General features: G+C 67.1%; 16 protein-coding genes. 9 read left to right on the forward strand and 7 right to left on the reverse strand.

The window, feature by feature from the left end; genetic code table 11:
• Positions 1-8: 8 nt before the first annotated feature.
• From AB0J62_RS21080 to AB0J62_RS21090, 3 genes are read right to left on the reverse strand one after another with little or no spacing between them, the layout of a single operon-like run.
• Entirely contained in the window at positions 9-623 is a 615-nt protein-coding gene (locus tag AB0J62_RS21080) for a hypothetical protein (RefSeq protein ID WP_363873336.1), read from the reverse strand.
• 19 nt (positions 624-642) lie between these two features.
• On the reverse strand, positions 643-2,016 hold the full coding sequence (gene eno, locus AB0J62_RS21085; RefSeq protein WP_363873340.1) for a phosphopyruvate hydratase: 1,374 nt from the start codon (positions 2,014-2,016) through the stop codon (positions 643-645).
• Complete coding sequence (locus AB0J62_RS21090) at positions 2,009-2,989, reverse strand: aminoglycoside phosphotransferase family protein (RefSeq protein ID WP_363873343.1); 981 nt, start codon at positions 2,987-2,989, stop codon at positions 2,009-2,011. Before AB0J62_RS21090 ends, eno begins: the two co-directional genes overlap by 8 nt.
• Positions 2,990-3,089: 100 nt before the next feature.
• Here AB0J62_RS21090 and AB0J62_RS21095 point away from each other — a divergent pair, with 100 nt between their 5' ends.
• The 4 genes from AB0J62_RS21095 (at position 3,090) to AB0J62_RS21110 (ending at position 7,670) form a co-directional block, all read left to right on the forward strand.
• Entirely contained in the window at positions 3,090-3,959 is an 870-nt protein-coding gene (locus AB0J62_RS21095; RefSeq protein ID WP_363873346.1) for an SMP-30/gluconolactonase/LRE family protein, read from the forward strand.
• Positions 3,960-3,969: 10 nt separating this feature from the next.
• A complete protein-coding gene (locus AB0J62_RS21100) occupies positions 3,970-4,854 on the forward strand; it encodes a DUF4432 family protein (protein ID WP_363873349.1) in 885 nt (294 codons plus the stop codon).
• A 69-nt stretch (positions 4,855-4,923) separates the two neighbouring features.
• Positions 4,924-6,579 carry an FAD-dependent oxidoreductase gene (locus AB0J62_RS21105; protein WP_363873352.1) on the forward strand — a complete coding sequence of 552 codons (1,656 nt, stop codon included), beginning with the start codon at positions 4,924-4,926 and terminating at the stop codon, positions 6,577-6,579.
• On the forward strand, positions 6,579-7,670 hold the full coding sequence (locus tag AB0J62_RS21110) for a mannonate dehydratase (RefSeq protein ID WP_363873355.1): 1,092 nt from the start codon (positions 6,579-6,581) through the stop codon (positions 7,668-7,670). Before AB0J62_RS21105 ends, AB0J62_RS21110 begins: the two co-directional genes overlap by 1 nt.
• Before the next feature lie 38 nt (positions 7,671-7,708).
• Here the strand turns inward: AB0J62_RS21110 and AB0J62_RS21115 are convergent, their stop codons facing one another.
• On the reverse strand, positions 7,709-8,467 hold the full coding sequence (locus AB0J62_RS21115; RefSeq protein WP_363873358.1) for a GntR family transcriptional regulator: 759 nt from the start codon (positions 8,465-8,467) through the stop codon (positions 7,709-7,711).
• Positions 8,468-8,539: 72 nt separating this feature from the next.
• Positions 8,540-10,003, reverse strand: a complete 1,464-nt coding sequence (locus AB0J62_RS21120; RefSeq protein WP_363873362.1) for a hypothetical protein — start codon at positions 10,001-10,003, stop codon at positions 8,540-8,542.
• A gap of 56 nt (positions 10,004-10,059) precedes the next feature.
• Between AB0J62_RS21120 and AB0J62_RS21125 the strand changes: the two genes are divergently transcribed.
• Genes AB0J62_RS21125 through AB0J62_RS21135 form a run of 3 tightly spaced genes read left to right on the forward strand, consistent with a single transcriptional unit; the run spans position 10,060 to position 13,206 of the window.
• On the forward strand, positions 10,060-11,355 hold the full coding sequence (locus AB0J62_RS21125; protein WP_363873365.1) for an ABC transporter substrate-binding protein: 1,296 nt from the start codon (positions 10,060-10,062) through the stop codon (positions 11,353-11,355).
• Positions 11,356-11,383: 28 nt separating this feature from the next.
• Positions 11,384-12,346, forward strand: a complete 963-nt coding sequence (locus AB0J62_RS21130; RefSeq protein ID WP_363873368.1) for a sugar ABC transporter permease — start codon at positions 11,384-11,386, stop codon at positions 12,344-12,346.
• Positions 12,343-13,206 (forward strand): carbohydrate ABC transporter permease, encoded by an 864-nt coding sequence (locus AB0J62_RS21135; protein ID WP_363873371.1) that lies wholly within the window; start codon positions 12,343-12,345, stop codon positions 13,204-13,206. The genes AB0J62_RS21130 and AB0J62_RS21135 overlap by 4 nt, the downstream gene beginning before the upstream one ends.
• Positions 13,207-13,220: 14 nt before the next feature.
• Here the strand turns inward: AB0J62_RS21135 and AB0J62_RS21140 are convergent, their stop codons facing one another.
• Positions 13,221-14,129, reverse strand: a complete 909-nt coding sequence (locus AB0J62_RS21140) for an alpha/beta hydrolase (RefSeq protein ID WP_363873374.1) — start codon at positions 14,127-14,129, stop codon at positions 13,221-13,223.
• A 63-nt stretch (positions 14,130-14,192) separates the two neighbouring features.
• Here AB0J62_RS21140 and AB0J62_RS21145 point away from each other — a divergent pair, with 63 nt between their 5' ends.
• On the forward strand, positions 14,193-14,747 hold the full coding sequence (locus AB0J62_RS21145) for a TetR family transcriptional regulator (protein ID WP_363873377.1): 555 nt from the start codon (positions 14,193-14,195) through the stop codon (positions 14,745-14,747).
• 44 nt (positions 14,748-14,791) lie between these two features.
• On the opposite strand, the gene AB0J62_RS21150 is transcribed toward AB0J62_RS21145, so the two are convergent.
• A complete protein-coding gene (locus AB0J62_RS21150) occupies positions 14,792-15,859 on the reverse strand; it encodes a LacI family DNA-binding transcriptional regulator (protein WP_363873380.1) in 1,068 nt (355 codons plus the stop codon).
• 141 nt (positions 15,860-16,000) lie between these two features.
• Here AB0J62_RS21150 and AB0J62_RS21155 point away from each other — a divergent pair, with 141 nt between their 5' ends.
• Positions 16,001-17,305 carry an extracellular solute-binding protein gene (locus AB0J62_RS21155; protein ID WP_363873383.1) on the forward strand — a complete coding sequence of 435 codons (1,305 nt, stop codon included), beginning with the start codon at positions 16,001-16,003 and terminating at the stop codon, positions 17,303-17,305.
• Positions 17,306-17,317 lie beyond the last annotated feature (12 nt).

Genomic DNA, 17,317 nt, shown 5'->3' on the forward strand with positions numbered 1-17,317 from the left:
CATGAGCGTTACGAGGCGCGGAACTCGTGGTCGAGCCAGTCGCAGACCACCTTGGCCACCTCGGTGGCCGAAAGACCAGACGTCTCGACGACCAGGTCGGGATTGGCCGCCTGTTTGGGCAGGGTGTTCTGGTGCAGGGACAGACCGGCGGGGTGCCGATGCCGGCGCTGCCGGTCGGCCAGTGGCTCGTCGGCGGCCACCAGTTCAATCACGGCAACCCTGGCCAGACCCTGCGCCCGCAGGTCAGCGAGGCGCTGCTCCAGGTCTGCATTGACCTGAGGCTCGAACGCCTGCCCATCGACGATCACCCCGACTCCGGAAGTCAGCATCGCCACGATCGCTGCATTCATCGCCAGCAGCATCGCGATCGCATCCGGACCGACTTGGATCCGGCGCGTCCCCGGCCACTCCGGCACGTCCTGATAGCTGAATCCCCGCTCGACCGCATACCGCGCCCCAACGACCCCACCGGCCCACTGCCCCGGCACCATCCGATACAACTCATCCACCCCGAACCGCAACAACGGCTCGGCCAGATGATCCTGCACGGCCTCGGTCAGGGTCGATTTCCCGGCCGCAGACGGCCCATTGACGACAACACACAGCGGCAGCCGATCAGACATACAAACATCACTCTCGAGGTCATCGGTCAGCAGTCGAATCAAGATCTCCACGAACGCCCGCCTCGCCGTGGACAACCCGGCAACCGGCGCACGCGCGTAGCGTACCCGCGCTCTTGGTGGGTGGGGGATCGGGTTTCGGGGGCCAGGTGGCGAAGGGGGCGGAGGGGCCGAGGTCGGCTTCGATCTTGAGGAGGCGGTTCCATTTGGCGGTTCGTTCGGAGCGGGTGGTCGAGCCGACTTTGATCTGGCCGGTGCGCCAGGCGACGGCCAGGTCGGCGAGCCAGGAGTCCTCGGTGTCGCCGGAGCGTGCCGACAGCACGGTGTTGTAGCCGGCCTGTCGGGCTGCGGTGACGACGTCGTACGCGTCGGTCAGCGTGCCTACCTGATTGGGCTTGACCAGGATGGCGTTCGCCACGCCGGCCTCGATCCCCTGGCGCAGCCGTGCGGCGTTCGTGGCGAACAGGTCGTCGCCCAGCAGCTGTACGCCGCCGAGCTGCTCGGTTGCGTCCCGCCAGCCGGTCCAATCGTCCTCGGCGAGCACGTCTTCCAGCGACACGATCGGGAAGTCCCGGACCCATTCGGCGAGCTCTGACACCAGCTCGGCGGCTGACACCCGGCGATCCTCCGAGCGAAGATCGTACCTGTTGCCGTCGGCAAACGTCGTCGCCGCCACATCCACGGCCAGCGCCACCTCGGTGCCTGCCGCGAGGCCCGAGCGGTCGATGCCCTGTGCAACGAGTTCGACGGCGGCGCGGTTGGTGGCAAGGCGCGGTCCGAGTCCACCTTCGTCGGCGACCAACGCGGTCGGCAATCCTTGCGCCTCTGCGCACTCGGCCGTCGCCCGGCGGACGCGCCAGGCCCACTCGAGCGCCTGCCTGAACGTGCCGGCTCCAACTGGTACGACGAGGACATCCTGGATGTCGAGCGTGCCACCGGCGTGGGCTCCGCCGGAAACGACGTTCACCATCGGCATCGGGAGCAGCGGCGCGTGATTGCCGACCGCGTACAACGGCACCCGGGATGCGCGCGAGACGGCAGTGGCGAGGGAGATCGCAAGGACCGCGTTCGCGCCGTACCGGCTGAGATCTGGTGTGCCGTCCGCGGCACGCAGAGCCCCGTCGACCCCACGTTGGTCCGCAGCATCGAGCCCGGAGACAGCCCGTGCCAATGGACCTTCGACATTGGCGACCGCTCTCAGCACGCCGGCACCGGCGTACCGTGCTCCGCCGTCGCGGAGCTCGACGGCCTCGTGCCGACCGGTGGAAGCACCACTGGGTACGACGGCGGTTCCGCGTGATCCGTCGGACAAGATCACCTCGCAGCCGACGGTCGGCGTACCACGGGAGTCGAGCGCCTCCCATGCCCGAACCTCGACGATGGTCTGTTCAGCCATCGACGGCCTGCCAGATCGCGGACAGATCGCCCGACCCGCACAAGGTGTCCAGTGCGAGGCGCCGCACCCGGACTGCCTCGTCGCTCGTCAGGTACTCCGCCGGCGACTTCCCGTCCACCCGCGCTAGCAGCAGGCATCCGACCTGGCCGGCGAGATAGTCGTCCGGCCGGCGCAACGAGTCGGGAACTGCGGCGTCGTACCTGCGGAGGAACGTGTCCGCCAGCTCTCGATAGGCCCGCGACGATGCTGGCCGATGGACCGCCTTCAACAGCAGATGCGTCTGGAGAAAGGCGACGTCGAACACCGGATCGCCATAGTGCGCCACCTCCCAGTCGAGCACGCTCACCTGCGCGCCGTCGGCCAGTACGTTCTTGGGGGAGAAGTCACCGTGCACCAGGCATAGGCGATGTCCGAGCAGCCCGTCAGCGAGGTCGTCGATCCGGGTCGCGACTGCCGGATGTCGCTCACTGATCCAGTGGTGGTACGGCGAGATCCGCAACTCCACGAACGCGCCCGTACCGAACCGCTCCCGCCACTGCGGCCGGTCCGCGGTGGACGTGTGCCAGGCCGCGAGCGCATCGGCCAATCGGTCGGCGGTGCGATCGTCCACCGACCCGGCCAACAGATCTGATTTCCAATTGCGCAGCCGGCGATCGGCTCGCGAGATCGTCAGCGTCATGGCGGTGTCATCGACGTCGACGACAGCCGGAACGTCGTGAGGACGGATCGACGAGGCGACGCGCAAGGCGTCCGCCTCGGTCAGAATCCGGCGTACATCGGCCTGCCACTCGGCGGCGACTCGTAGCTGCGGGAGAGCCTGCTTGACGACCAGGTCGAGCCCGTCGCCCGTCACCGCGAAGACGTCGTTCGACACGCCGCCGGGCAGAACCTCAGCGGAGACGGGCCCATCACCGAGAACACCGCGTTCACGCAGGTAGGCGGCCACAGAACCTGCCGTGAGCTGGAACGCCACTGCGAACTCCTGACGCTAGGAGACGGGCATGGACCACCGCGGCCCCAGATACTAGTATGCAAGCATTCCAGTCCGCCACTACCGGAAGGTTTTGCCTCGGATGGACACCATCGCCGCGACCGTTCGGCTCGCAGTCCGTGCCGAGGCGCGAGTTGGTGAGGGCCCGGTCTGGGATCCGGGTTCGGGACGTCTGCACTGGGTCGACATCCTCGCGGGTGCCGTTCACACCAGCGATCTTGCGAATGGTTGGACAACGACCCGGGTCCTGCCGACCCTCGTCGGAGCCGTGTCGCCCAAACGGACCGGTGGGCTTGTCGCAGCGGTGACGGAGGGGTTCGCGGACGTGTCCGACGAGTACGTCGTTCGGCAGCACGTCCTCGGCGACGGCATCCGGATGAACGATGCCAAATGCGATCCGGACGGACGCTTCTGGGCCGGCAGTACGGCGATGGACTTCGCCGCCGGGCGGGGTGCGTTGCACGTCCTCGAGGCGGATTGGTCGACGCGGGTCGTGCTCGACGGTCTGACCCAGCCCAACGGTCTGGGCTGGAGCCCCGACGGCAGGACGTTCTACCTCGCCGACACCGCCGAGCGTGAGATCAGCGCGTTCGATGTCTTCGGCAACCAACTCGCGGGCCGTCGGCTGCTCTGTTCGTTCGCGGATAGCGACGTGCCGGACGGACTGTGCGTGGACGCGGCCGGCTGCCTGTGGGTTGCCTTGTGGGGCGGCGGGCGCCTGGTCCGCATCGCGCCGGACGGACGGATGCTGAGCACGTTGCGGGTGCCGGTTGTGCAGCCGTCGTCGTGCGCGTTCGTCGGTCCGGATCTGGACCTTCTGTGCGTGACGTCGGCCTGCGAAGGCATCGAGCCGGCCGACAATGCTGAGGACGGTACCTCGTACGACGGATCCGTGCTGATCGTCGCCGGCCTCGGAGTTTCCGGCGTACCGGTCGCGGGATTCGCGGGCTGAGGCCGCATCGATGGCAGTACCTCCTCCCGACGCCACGCTCGTCCTGCGCAGCCCCCAACTGGAAGTCGTCCTGCTTCCCGGCAAGGGAGCGGATGTGTACTCCGTGATCGATCGCGCGTCCGGAATCGACGTGCTGTTCAGATCACCGTGGGGCTGGCGTGACCCCGCGACCGTGCCGCCGATGGGGGATAGCCAGGCCGACTGGCTCGCGCGGTATCCAGGCGGGTGGCAACTCCTCGTGCCTAACGCAGGGCCTGAGCGGGAGTACGACGGCGTACTGCGAGGCTTCCACGGCGAGGCCGCGTTGATCGCCTGGAATGTGGACGAGCACACCGCCGGCACGGCTCGGCTGAGTGCAGACCTGACGACCGCGCCACTGCACCTGGAACGCGACTTCGTTGCTGATGGCCCTGACCTCACTGTCGTCACCTTGATCCGGAACACATCGCCCAGGCCGGTGCCGGTCATGTGCGTGGAGCACGCGGCCTTCGGTGCGCCGTTCCTCGATGCGCGATGCCGGCTGGACACCAGCGCCCGCCGGATCGCCGCCGCGGCCGGCTACGACGAGATCGTGGACATCGCGGTGGTGCCACCCGCCGGGGCGCAACGCTCGGTGTTCGCCGGACTGTCCGGGTTCGACGATGCGTGGGTGTCGATCGCGAGTCCGTCGGCCGGCTTCGGGATCCGCATGGCCTGGGACACTACGACGCTGCGGCACGCCTGGCTGTGGGAGGAGGCCGGCGGGGTCCTTGGCTATCCATGGTTCGGCCGTGCCTACGTTGCCGGAGTGGAGCCCGCCAACGTGCTGCCGGACGACGGACCGGCCGAAACTCCGGTGCTCGGCGCGTACCAGGAGTGGCGGACCAGGGTGACCCTCAGTCGGTTCGAGCTCTGATCGCCCCGGCTGGCGTACATGTATGGTAGTACCTTAGCATGGTGATCAGCCCACAGCTGGGAGATGCTGATGACACCTGGACAGAGCCGGCCTGACGTCGTCGTTGCCGGCGGCGGGCTCGGAGGCGTCGCCGCCGCGCTGACAGCCGCCGCCCTCGGTCGCACGGTCGTGCTGACAGAGGAACTCGACTGGCTCGGCGGCCAGCTCACAGCTCAAGCTGTCCCGCCGGACGAGAACGCCTGGATCGAAGGCCCGTACAGCTCGGCGAGCTACCAGCGCCTGCGCGCCGGCATTCGCGACTACTACCGCCGCAACTATCCGATGACGGCCGCCGCGCGGGACGACGTACTCCTGAATCCGGGACGTGGCCTGGTCAGCGGGCTGTGCCACGAGCCGCCGGTGGCCGTCGCGGTTCTGTCCGAGCTGTTGGCGCCGTACGTGTCGTCGGGCCAGATTCGTGTGCTGATGCGACACGTCCCGGTCGCCGTGGAGATCGAGGGGGACGAGGTTCGCTCGGTCACGGTTCGCAGCCTGGAGACGGGAGCCGAGCAGACCTTCGACGCGCCGTACGTCGTCGACGCGACCGAACTCGGTGATCTGCTCGAGCTCGGCGGCGTCGAGCATGTGATCGGGGCGGAGTCACAGGAGGAGACCGCCGAGCCGCACGCGCTGCCAGGCCGGGCGGATCCGCTCGACCAACAGGCCATCACCTGGTGCTGCGCCATCGAGCACCGGCCCGGCGAGGACCACACCCTCGACAAGCCGGCGAGCTACGACTTCTGGCTGACCCACGAATCGGGCGTCTGGCCAGGTGCGCAGCTCAGCCTGGCCGATGTCGATCCGGGGACCCTCGTCGCTCGCGAGCTGCCGCTGTTCGGTGAAGTTGCCGACAGCAAGATTCCTCGCACCCGCTGGTGCTACCGGCGGATCCGCAGCGCCGATCAGTTCACCGGCGTACTCACCACCGACGTCAGCCTGATGAACTGGCCGCAGAACGACTACTGGCTCAAACCACTGCTGGGCGTCGACCAGGTGACCCGGCAGGATGCTCTCGAGGCAAGCCGCGACCTGACACGCTCGCTGGTGTACTGGTTGCAGACCTCCGTGGCCAGGCCGGACGGTGGCACCGGGTACCCGGGTCTGCGGCTGTGCCCCGAGGCCGTCGGGACCGACGACGGCCTCGCGAAAGCGCCGTACATCCGGGAGGGGCGGCGGATCCGCGCCGAGTTCACCGTGACCGAGAACCACGTCGCAGTTGCCGCTCGGGAGGGACTCGGCGGTCCCGAACAGTTCGGGGACAGTGTCGGAATCGGTGCCTACCGGATCGATCTGCACCCGAGCACCTCTGGGCGGACGTACGTCGATATGGACACGCATCCGTTCCAGATCCCGCTCGGATCGCTGCTGCCACGACGGGTTCGCAACCTGCTGCCCGCGAACAAGAACATCGGCTCGACGCACATCACCAACGGCTGCTATCGCCTGCACCCGGTGGAGTGGGCGATCGGTGAGGCTGTCGGTGCGCTGACCGCGTTCTGTTTGTCGGAGAAGGCGTTGCCCACGCAGGTGCGCAGCGATCCGCGGTTGCTTGCCGACTATCAGCGGCTGCTGTCCGGGACATTCGGCGTACCGCTGGAGTGGCCGGAGCAGATCCGCACCCGGCCACTCGCCGACGCGGCCTATCGGCTGGATGCTGCGAGTACTCCGCTGCCGGCAGGAGTCTGATGCGCGTCGTGCTCGGCCAGTTCCACGAGCCGACCGAGGAACTGCTGACGTTCGCGCGCCAACTGGGCCTGTCCGGCGTCCAGGTCAACACGCCGTGGCTACCCGGTGAGCGGCGCTGGGAGCTCGCTGACCTGATCGCGTTGCGGCGGCGGTGCGAGCGCGGGGGTCTCACGCTCGAGGCGATCGAGAACATCCCGCAGTCGTTCTACCAGAAAGCCATGCTCGGGTTGCCGGGTCGCGACGAGGAACTCGAGAACGTCCGCCGCACGATCTCCAGTGTTGGCAGGGCCGGCATCGGCATACTCGGGTACCACTTCTGCCCCCTCGGCGTGGTCCGCACCGGCATGGACGGTCGCGGCCGCGGCGGCGCGGAAGTCACCTCGTTCGATCTCGGTAAGGCGGTGGACCCGGCCTTCGCCGATCAGCTACTTGTTGCCCGGCGCAACGCTCCACGCAGCGAGTCGGGACGGCTCGGCAAGGACGACTTCGCCGCCGGTGGATACCCGGACCTCGGGGTAGAGATCTCCGAGGAGCAGATGTGGGACAACTACCGCTACTTCCTTGAGGCGGTCCTTCCGGCGGCCGAGGAGGCCGGCGTACGGCTGGCGATCCATCCGGACGACCCGCCGGTGCCTACGCTCGGGGGCATCGCCCGCATCATTCGCAGCGTGGATGCGCTGGTCCGTGCCTCGGAGCTGGTGCCCAGCCGGGCATGGGCCGTCGAGCTCTGCCTTGGCACGGTTTCGGAGATGGGCGGCGAGGGCGCCGTACTCGAGGCCATCGAGCGGTTCGGGCCGCGCGACCAGATCGCCTACGTGCATCTGCGTGACGTCCGCGGTACCGTGCCGACGTTCGAGGAGAGCTTCCTCGGTGAGGGCAACTACGACCCGCTCCGGGTGGTCCGGGCGCTGCGGGAGTCCGGCTTCGACGGCTTCATCCTCGACGACCACACGCCGCGGCTGGTCGGCGACAGCGACTGGGGACACCGGGGTCGCGCCCATGCCGTCGGGTATATCCAGGCGTTGATCCACGCCACCGAGGACGTCGCGCAGACCGCCACGGACGCGGACGCCGGACTCGCGACAGCCTGACCTACAGCCTGGCTACAGCTTGACCAGAAGGCTGTGGGTCAGCGACCGCGAGCCGACGGGCGCGGCGAGCGGACGTCCTGCTCGTCATCCAGAACGAAGTAGTCCGGGTGCTGCTTCTCCAACGGTTCCAGGACGCCGAGGACACCGCGCAGATGCTGGGTGAGCAGTTTGTCAGCCTGTTGGGTGCGCTTCGCGGCGACGTGATCGACCAGCGTCGCGTGCTGACCGTGCATCGACGACAGGATCGCCGGATCAGGCAGCGAGAGCATCCGCACCCGGTCGAGATGGGCTTTGATCGACGAGACGACCGACCAGGTCTTCGGGTGACCGGCGATCTCCAGCAGGGCTCGGTGCAACTCCTCGTCGGTGCTGAACCACTCGACCAGGTCACCGCGTTCGCCGGCCGCGGACTGCCTGGCCAGAATGGCGCGGAGGAGAGCCTCATCCACCGGCGTGATCCGTTTGATCGCCTGCGGCAACGACGCCCGCTCGAGGGTCTCGCGGATGAACTGCGCCTCGGTGACCTCCCGGACGCTGATCCGCGACACGAACGTGCCGAGTTGCGGCACCACCTCGACCAGGTTCTCGCCCGCCAACCGGATCAGCGCCTCCCGGACCGGAGTCCGGCTCACCCCGTAGACTTCGGCGAGTTCGCTCTCGGACAGCACCTGGCCCGGTTGCATTCCCAGCGTGATGATCTCCGCGCGGAGCTGCGTGTACACCTGGGATCGCGTGCTCGAGTCGCGCATCCGGCTGAGCTGGACGCGTCGCCCGCGCTGGGCCGTTCGCTCCGCCATCGAGGTCTCCTTCTGCCGTCCGGACAGTTGTATGCTAGCATACAACTCGTCCGGACGGCCGATCGGGCCCGGTCAGCGGGTGGTGTCCGGGAAGGTGTGCTTGCGGATCAGGCGGAATGTCACGCCGGTCAGCGGGCCGCTGATGAGGACCGGCGGCCGTCGGAGCGTGACGTCGAGGTCGTTCGTCGTGAACACTGCGGTGCTCGAGTCGTACCAGGCCTTCCGGCCCCATTGGCGGGTGACCTGCAGACCGCCCGCCTGCTCGAATTTCATCGCCGGAAGCGTGGCGCTGTCGTTGTGCAGTACGACGGAGTAGTGGTCGTCGAGGTACGAGTTCCACAACGCCAGTACGTCGGAGCCGTCGAGATCCCGGAACTGCAACGCCCACAACTTCGGGTCCAGCGGATTCGTCAGACTGACGAACGTGCCGAACTTGACGATGTGCGCGACCGAATGGAGCGCGAAGTACCCCTCCTTCGGTGTGAGATCAGGGCGGACCAACCCGTAGTTCGGGCCGTAGATGTTGTAGGTCCACGCCTCGTCCTCGAAGGCGTAGAGCCAGACACCCTTCAGGTACGGGAGACTGCGCGCAATCAGATACAACCTCGCGACGTACGCCGCCTGCAGTTCCTGGGTGACGCCGGCGTCGTCGGGCTGATCCTTGAAACCGGTGGTCCAGCCGAGTTCGGTGACGTAGATCGGGAAGTCCTGGCCGCCGTTGTACGTCCTCAAGACAGCCTGGAGATCCTGGATGTGCTGCCACCACACCTCGGGAACCCGGTTCTCCACCGGCAGATCGGCGTACACGTAGGTGTGCACCGAGAAGATGTCGCACACGTCGAGAATCCCGTTGTCCAGCAGCGTGTCGATGTAGGTGTAGTTCAGCGCGGAGACGGCGCCGCCGACAACGGTGATACCGGGGTCGACATTCTTCAGTGCCGTGTAGACGGCCGAGAGCAGGGTGACGTATTGCGCCGGGTCGCCGTTGCCGGTCACGCCGCCGATCGCGATGTCCCACTCGTTCCACACCTCGAACTGCGTCACTCGGCCGGCGAAGTGCTGCGCCACGAACGCGGCGTAGTTCGCGAACGCTGTGACCGCCGCGGGTGAGGTCGGCCGCTGGCCCCCGTCGTACAAGGGGTTGCCGTAGTCGAGGATGATCAGCGGCTCGATGCCGCGATCGACCAGCTCCTGGTAGTAGGTGTCGATCGCGGCGGGGATCTGGTAGACCCCGGCCTGAGTCTCGACGACGTCCCAGTGGACCTCGTCGCGGGCGGCGTTCGCGCCGCTCTGCTGGAGGACGTTCGACGCGTCGGGGATGTACTTCGGTCCGGTCAGGTGGGTGTTCAGGCCCATCAGGAACTTGGCGGTCGTGAGGACCGCGTTTCCGTGGGTCGTGGGCTTGCCGGCACTGCCCGCCGGGTGTGCCGACGCGGGAACGGCGTTGCCGATCGCCGCGGCGACGGTGCTGCCTGCGACACCGCCGAGAACGGTGCGTCGGCTCGGGCGGGGGTGGAGCGGTTTGCGGATCGCCATGCTAAGGTACTACCATACTACGACTCAGGCGAACAAGGCTCCCGTTAGGACTGCCGATGACCATCCGCCGTACCTTCCTGACCGCAGCGGTGGTCGCGCTGAGCGCGGCCCTCACCGCCTGCGGTACCGCCAGCAAGCCCGCATCCGGTGGGAATTCCGGGTCGAACGAGCTCACCGTGTGGTTCCCGGGCAACAGTCAGGTCGAGATCGACCTGGTGACGAAGACGCTGATTCCGAAGTTCGAGCAACAGACCGGTTCGAAGGTCACGGTGACCTACATCGACTGGCCGAACATCTCCCCGAAGCTGACCACCGCGTTCGCGTCCGGCACCACGCCCGACGTCTGGGGCCACGGGACGGCCGCGGCCTCGGGTTTCGTCGCGAACGACCGGGTGCTCGCCCTCGACGACCGGATCAACGCGATGCCTGCCTCCGATCGGGACGACCTGAACGCCTTGCTGGACAAGGGTGTTGTCGACGGCAAGCACTACATCTCGCCGCTGTCGGCCTCCGGCACTCTGCTCGTCTACCGCAAGGACATCCTGCAGGCGGCCGGCGTCGACCCGGCAACCCTGACCTCGTGGGAATCGGTGTACGACGCTGCCCGCAAGCTGAAGACCCCAAGTCGTTCCGGAGTGCAGATCCTGACCACTCCGATCGCCGATGAGCAGTCGTTCATCGCGTTGCTCACGTCCGACGGCGGCAGCATGCTCAGCTCTGACGGCAAGAGCGCGACGTTCAACTCGGCGGCCGGTGTTGATGCGCTGAGCTACATGGTCAAGCTCTATCAGGGTGATGGTGCCGTTGCCACTGGCGTCGGCGACGACTACCTGAGCCGGCCTCCGGCGCAGCAGCCACTGGCTCTCGGCACCGCGGCGATCACCCAGCTCGGACCGAACCAGCTGCTTCAGCTCGTCGCAGCCAAGCCTGACCTCGCCGACAAGCTGGGCGTGTTGGCTCCGCCGTCGATGGGTGGCCATCCAGGCCGCGCGTACGGCGGTGTGGGCACCGGCCTCTTCATCAGCAAGGACAGCAAGAACCAGGACCTGGCGTGGAAGTTCCTGCAGTTCATGGCGTCCCCGGACGTCAGCAACCAGTACGCGCAGGCTATCGGCAGCATCCCGATCCGCAAGTCGGCCGCCTCGAGTGACTACGTGACGAAGAATCCGCTGCTGACGACGTTCCTCACCGCGCAGCCGTCGTACGTCGCGAACCCGAACGTGCCGGCCTGGGTGCAGGTCCGCGATGTGCTCAGCCGGTACCTGCAGCAGGCGCTGGCCGGGAAGACGCCACCGAAGGACGCCCTCGATAAGGCGGCGACGGAGGTCAAGCCGCTGCTCGAGAAGTCCTAGGAGCATCGATGATCGCTGAGGCTCGCCGATGACGCAGACGGCCCAGACGACGAACATCACCCAGCCGAAGCGGGTACCGGAACTGGTGACCGGTACCCGCCGCCCGCGACGGCGTTCACCGGTGCGGCGGATCCGGGTGGTCGGCGTACTGTTCATCCTGCCTGCCGCCGCGTACGTGGCGATCTTCCACCTCTTCCCCCTCGCGTACGGGCTGTACCTGAGCTTCACGACGTACGACCCGCAGTCCCGATCGGGACCACAGCCGGTCGGAATCGGCAACTACACCAAGATCCTCACCGATCCTGTGTTCCTGAGTTCCCTGCTGGTGACGGCCAAGTACGTGCTGTACGTGCTGCCCGGTGCCGTGATCCTGGCGTTGATCCTGGCGCTCATGGTCAATCGCGGCCGCCGCGGCGTCGGGTTCTTCCGTACCGCGCTCTACGTGCCGCATGTGGTGTCGCTGACAGCCGTCAGCATGGTGTGGCTCTGGTTGTACTCCGAACAAGGTTGGTTCAACCAGATCCTTCGCGCCGTGGGGATCGGCGAGCGGCAGTTTCTGCTCGAGAGCGGGACCGCACTGGCAGCCGTCGCAGTGATGCGGATCTGGAAGGCTCTCGGCGGGAACATGGTTCTGCTGCTTGCGGGGCTGCAGTCGGTTCCGCGCGAGTTGTACGAGGCCGCTGCGGTCGATGGCGCCGGCGGCTGGGCGAAGTTCCGCTACGTCACGCTGCCCGGGCTGCGCGGAATGCTGACGTATGTCGTCGTCACCGACATCGTCTACCTCGCCCAGTCGTTCGGTGAGATCTACATCCTCACCAGGGGTGGTCCGGTCGACTCGACCACCACGGTGAACTATCTGATCTACAAGCAGGCGTTCCAGTTCAACGACATGGGCACCGCGAGCGCGATGGGATTCGTGCTGTTCGCGCTGATCTCGGCGGTCTCCTTCGTGTCACTGCGTCAGATGACCGGCCGGGGAGGCCGCCGATGAAGCCGAAACCAGTGCGCACCATCGGTACGAACCTCGTACTGATCGCGGTCACGATCGCCGTGCTGGTGCCGTTCCTGTGGATGCTGTCGCTGGCTTTCACGCCCGCCGACCGGGCCTTTGCGGCCAGCGATCTGATTCCGTCATCGCCCACCATGACGAACTTCACCACCGCTTTGACCAGTGGGGGTCTCGGCCGCGCGATGCTGAACAGCACGGCGGTCGCGATCATCGTCGTGGCCACGAACTGCCTGTTCGCGAGCATGGCCGGATACGCGTTCGCCAAGCTGCGTTTTCCTGGTGACACGATCGTGTTCGGCGTACTGATCTCGACGGCGATGATCCCGGTCTCGGTCACCCTGATCCCGCTGTTCCTGATCACCAAGGGGATTCCGTTTGCCGGAGGCAACGATATTCTCGGCGCGGGCGGCACGGGTCTGCTGAACAGCATCGGCGGGCTCGCGCTGCCCTATCTCGTCGTACCGTTGAACATCTTCTTGTCCCGGCAGTACTTCCTCGAGTTCCCCGACGAGCTCGCGGAGGCTGCCCGGACCGACGGTGCGGGCGAGCTGCGGATCTTCTTCCAGATCTATCTACCGCTTGCCAAGCCGCTGCTGGCGACCCTCGGCGTGTTCGCGTTCACCGGGATCTGGGACGACTTCCTCTGGCCGCTGGTGATCACGAACACCGACGCGATGAACACCGTCCAGCTGGCGCTGGCCAAGTTCCTTACCAGCGGAAACGTCCAGTACGGCCCGGTCATGGCCGGCGCGGTCCTCGTCACGGTCCCGGTTCTGCTTGTCTTCGCATTCAACCAGCGAGCCTTCATCAGCGGCCTGGCCGATGGCGGCATCAAGGGCTGACCTTGACCCGTACGTCAAGCTGCTTGTTCGAACCAGGTGGTCGTGAGAGTGGCGACTGTGGTGGGGGCGTCGTCGGTGATGAAGTGTGCGGCGTTGTCGACGTACGCGAACTCGACGCGATCGGCGTATCGCTTCGGATCGCGGCAGACGCGTCCCATGAGGTCCTCGGTCCAGGGGCGGTCGCGGCGGCCGAACACGAAGAGGGTCGGCACCGTGAGGCGCCGGCGGCGATAGACGCCGCGCGACATGCGCATGGCCTCGGGCAGGATCATGCCGCGAGTGAGCGGACGTACGGCGCCGTCGATGTCGGGACGGCCCATCGGGGCGAGGTGGGCTTCGATGGTTGCCTCCGACATCGGCTGGGCGACGTACGCCTCGGAGAAGATGCCGCGCAACGAGGCGCCGGGGCGGTGCCAGATGAACCGGGGTAGATGCCGGAAGCCCGGGGCAAGCTTCGGGCTGAACGTGAAGAAGCCCGGCGGCACGGAAAGTTCTACTGCCGTTCGAACCCGCTCGGGGTGCTCGTAGGTGAGCTGCATCGCGGTGATGGCGCCCATATCGTGAGAGACGAGGTGGGCGCGCTCGATGTCGAGGGCATCGAAGAGCGCGAGCAGGTCCTGGAGCCGAGTCTCGCGTTCGATCCGCGGATCGTCGGCGACGGTCCAGCCGGCTCCGCGCAGGTCGGGACAGATGACGCGGTAGCCGCGGGCGGCGATGACCGGAGCTACGGCGCGCCACTGCCACCAGTGCTGGGGGAATCCGTGCAGCAGCACGACCGGTTCGCCCTCGCCGACGGTGGCGACGTGAGTGCGCAGGCCGGGCGTCTCGACGACGAGATGGTCGAAGCCGGGCGCCTCGGGAAGTGGCGGCGACCAGGCCGAGTCGTCGACCGACCGGATGATTCGGGTCTCGGGCGTGGCCATGGCCGCCTCCTTGGTGCGGGTGGACTACTATTTTTATAGTAGGCTTCTTGGAAGGAGGCGTCCATGCCCGCGGCAACCCGGGTGCGCGCACTCGAGGCGGCCGTGGAACTGCTCGGCGCGGAGGGCGTGCGCGCGCTGAGTCACGCGCGCGTCGACCGACGGGCAGGCCTCGCGCCCGGTTCGACCTCGAACTGGTTCCGCACCCGCCGGGCCCTGCTCGCCGGGGTGGTGGACTGGATCGCCGCGAGCGAGCGTGACGATTTCGACCCGGGCGCGATGCCGGCCATCACTGGACCCGAGGGGCTGATCGAGGGTTTGTGCGCGATGACCGAACTGCAATCCGGGGCATTCGCCGCGCGCACCCGGGCTCGTTACGCCCTCTTCCTGGAACTCGCGGACGATCCTGAGCTCGGTGAGCCGCTGCGTCGACAGCGACGCGAGTTCGAACGGTGGACCGAGAGCATCGTGACCGCTGCCGGCATCCAGGATCCGGTGCCGGCGACGAGGGCCCTGATGGCACTCGGCGACGGCCTTCTCTTGCACCGCCTCACTGTCGACCCCGACCTCGACATGCGCCCCGCCATCGAACGCGCAGTCCGCGCCCTCGCCTCATCCTGAAAACTTCCGTCGCCGGTTCACCGGTTCACCGGTTCACCGGTTTGTCAGGCGTCGGTCGGCGGGCCGCTCGACTCGCGGATGATGAGTTCGTGGGGGACGGTGTAGACGGCGGCCGGGTCTCGATTGCCCTGGATCCTGCTGATAAGGGCCTCGAACGTCCGGTCCGCCAGCAGGTCCAGATCCGTTGCCACACTGCTCAGGCTGGGGGACAGGTAGCGGCCGTCGACGATGTTGTCCCAGCCGATCACGGCGACGTCGTCGGGCACCCGGACGTGATGCGCGATGAACGTCCGGATGGCGCCGATCGCCAGCAGGTCGCTGGCGCAGACCAGGGCGTCGATCTCACCGATCTGGGGGAGCAGTTGCTCGGCCATCGCCGCGCCCGTCTCCCGGGTGTACCGGTCGCATCGGAGCAGCCAGTCGTCCCGGGTCTCCAGGTCGAGGTCATTCACCGCGGCACGGAAGCCCTGAAATCGTAGTTGTCCGACGCTCGACGACCGCGCCGGATTGCTGCCGACGTACGCGATCCGCTGCCGTCCGCCGTCGGCGAGATGCTGGACGACATCCCGGGCGGACTGCTCGTTGTCGATCGCGACGTAGTCCGCCGCGCCTTCACTCAGGTGTTCACCGAGCAGCACCATCGGAGTGAACCGGCTCATGTCCGCCAGCCGCCGCGGGTCCACGGCCAGTGGGCTGTAGATCACTCCGTCGATGCTGTTGCCGGGATATCCGGCTGCGGCGCGCAACTCGTGCTCGTCGCTGCGCCCGGTCTCGTCGGTGAAGACGGTGTAGCCATGTCGTTCGCCCGCCATGATCACGGCATGCGCCAGGGCGCCCAGGTACGGTTCGTCGATCCGCGGCACCGCCAGCGCGACGATGTTGCTGCGGCCGCTCTGTAGCTGCCGGCCGACCAGTGACGGGGTGTAGCCCAGCTCGGCGATCGCGGCCTTCACCCGGGCCCGGGTCTCGGCCTTCACATGGCGCCGCTCGTGGACGACGTTCGTCACGGTCTTCAGCGACACCCCGGCCAGCTCCGCGACGTCCTTCAACCGGGCGGGCCGAGCCGGCCTGCCGTCCCTACCGGCGCCGACGTCGTCGCGGTTGTCGTCCATCGTTCTCCCCTCGATGACCTCAAACACCGTAGGACGACATCTTGACAGAGCTCATGCGCCCCGCGAGCATCACTTCTAACGTTAGAAATTCTAACGTTAGAAGTTTAGCCGACGCATCGCCACCGACAACGGGAGTGGCTCGTGAAGAAGATCGCGTTCGTCGTCTCTGTCGCCCTCTCCACCGGAGCCCTGTTCGCCACCGCGGCGTGCACCGGCGGCGCTCCGGGGACCGGCTCCGGGGACGTGAAGCAAGACACCAGCGGTCAGCAGGAGATCCGCTACATGATCGGCCAGCCCGAGGATCCGGCGGACCTGGAGCTGATCAAGTCCGACCTGAAGACCTTCGAGTCCAAGAACCAGGGCATCACGGTGAAGCTCGACGTGATCCCGAGCGAGAATGTCCGGACCGTCCTGCAGACCCAGCTGCGCTCCGGTCAGGGCCCGGACGTCTTCGGCTACGACACCGGGCCCGGATTCGCCGGCGCCCTCGCCAAGGCCGGGCTGGTGTACGACCTGACCAGCGCGTACGCCGAGCACAAGTGGCCGATCTACGACTTCGCCAAGAAGCGGGTCACCTTCGGCGGCAAGATCGTCGGCGTACCGAGCCAGATCGAGGAGGTCGGCGTCTTCTACAACAAGACCTTGTTCGCGAAGTACGGAATCGCCCAGCCGACCAACCTCACCGAGCTGACCGCCGCGGCCGAGAAACTCAAGCAGAACAAGGTCACCCCGTTCGCCGTCAGCGACAAGGAAGGCTGGCAGGGCGGCCACCTGCTCAGCATGTCGCTGTCCAGCGCCGTCGGGTCCAAGGGCATGGACGACCTGCTCAACGGCCGTACGTCGTGGAACACCCAGCCGGTCGTCGATTCGCTGGCGGTCTGGAAACAGTGGAACGACAAGGGATTGCTGACTCCCTCACCCGCCGCGGTCAGTTACGACAACGCGAACGCACTGTTCTACTCCGGCAAGGCCGCGATGAACCCGACCGGCAGCTGGCTGGCCCTGGACATCGAGCGGAACGCCAAGTTCGACGTCGGGTTCATTCCGTTCCCGGCCCAGAACGGCGCGGGGATCTTCAGCGGCGGTCTCGGTTCGGGCACCTTCGTGTCCGCCTCGACCAAGAAGGCCGATGCCTCGATCAAGTTCCTGGACTACCTGCTGACCGCCGAGCACGGCCGGTGGGCCGCGGAGAAGTTGCAGGACATCCCGGCGTACCCGATCGACACGACCGGCATGAAGGCGTCGCCGTTGTTCAAGCAGGTGCTGGACGACTCGGCCAAGATCGCCGGTGGCACCGGCGACTTCGGGTACAACATCGACGTCCTCACCACCGACGTCTTCAACAACGCCATGTGGAAAGGCATCCAGGGCATCCTGAGCGATCAGGCCGAGCCGGCCAAGGTCGCCGCCCAGTTGCAGACGGCGTACGAGAAGTCGGCGAAGTAGCTATGCGGGCCG

Source organism: Kribbella sp. NPDC049584 (genome assembly GCF_040675555.1).
Taxonomy (GTDB): domain Bacteria; phylum Actinomycetota; class Actinomycetes; order Propionibacteriales; family Kribbellaceae; genus Kribbella.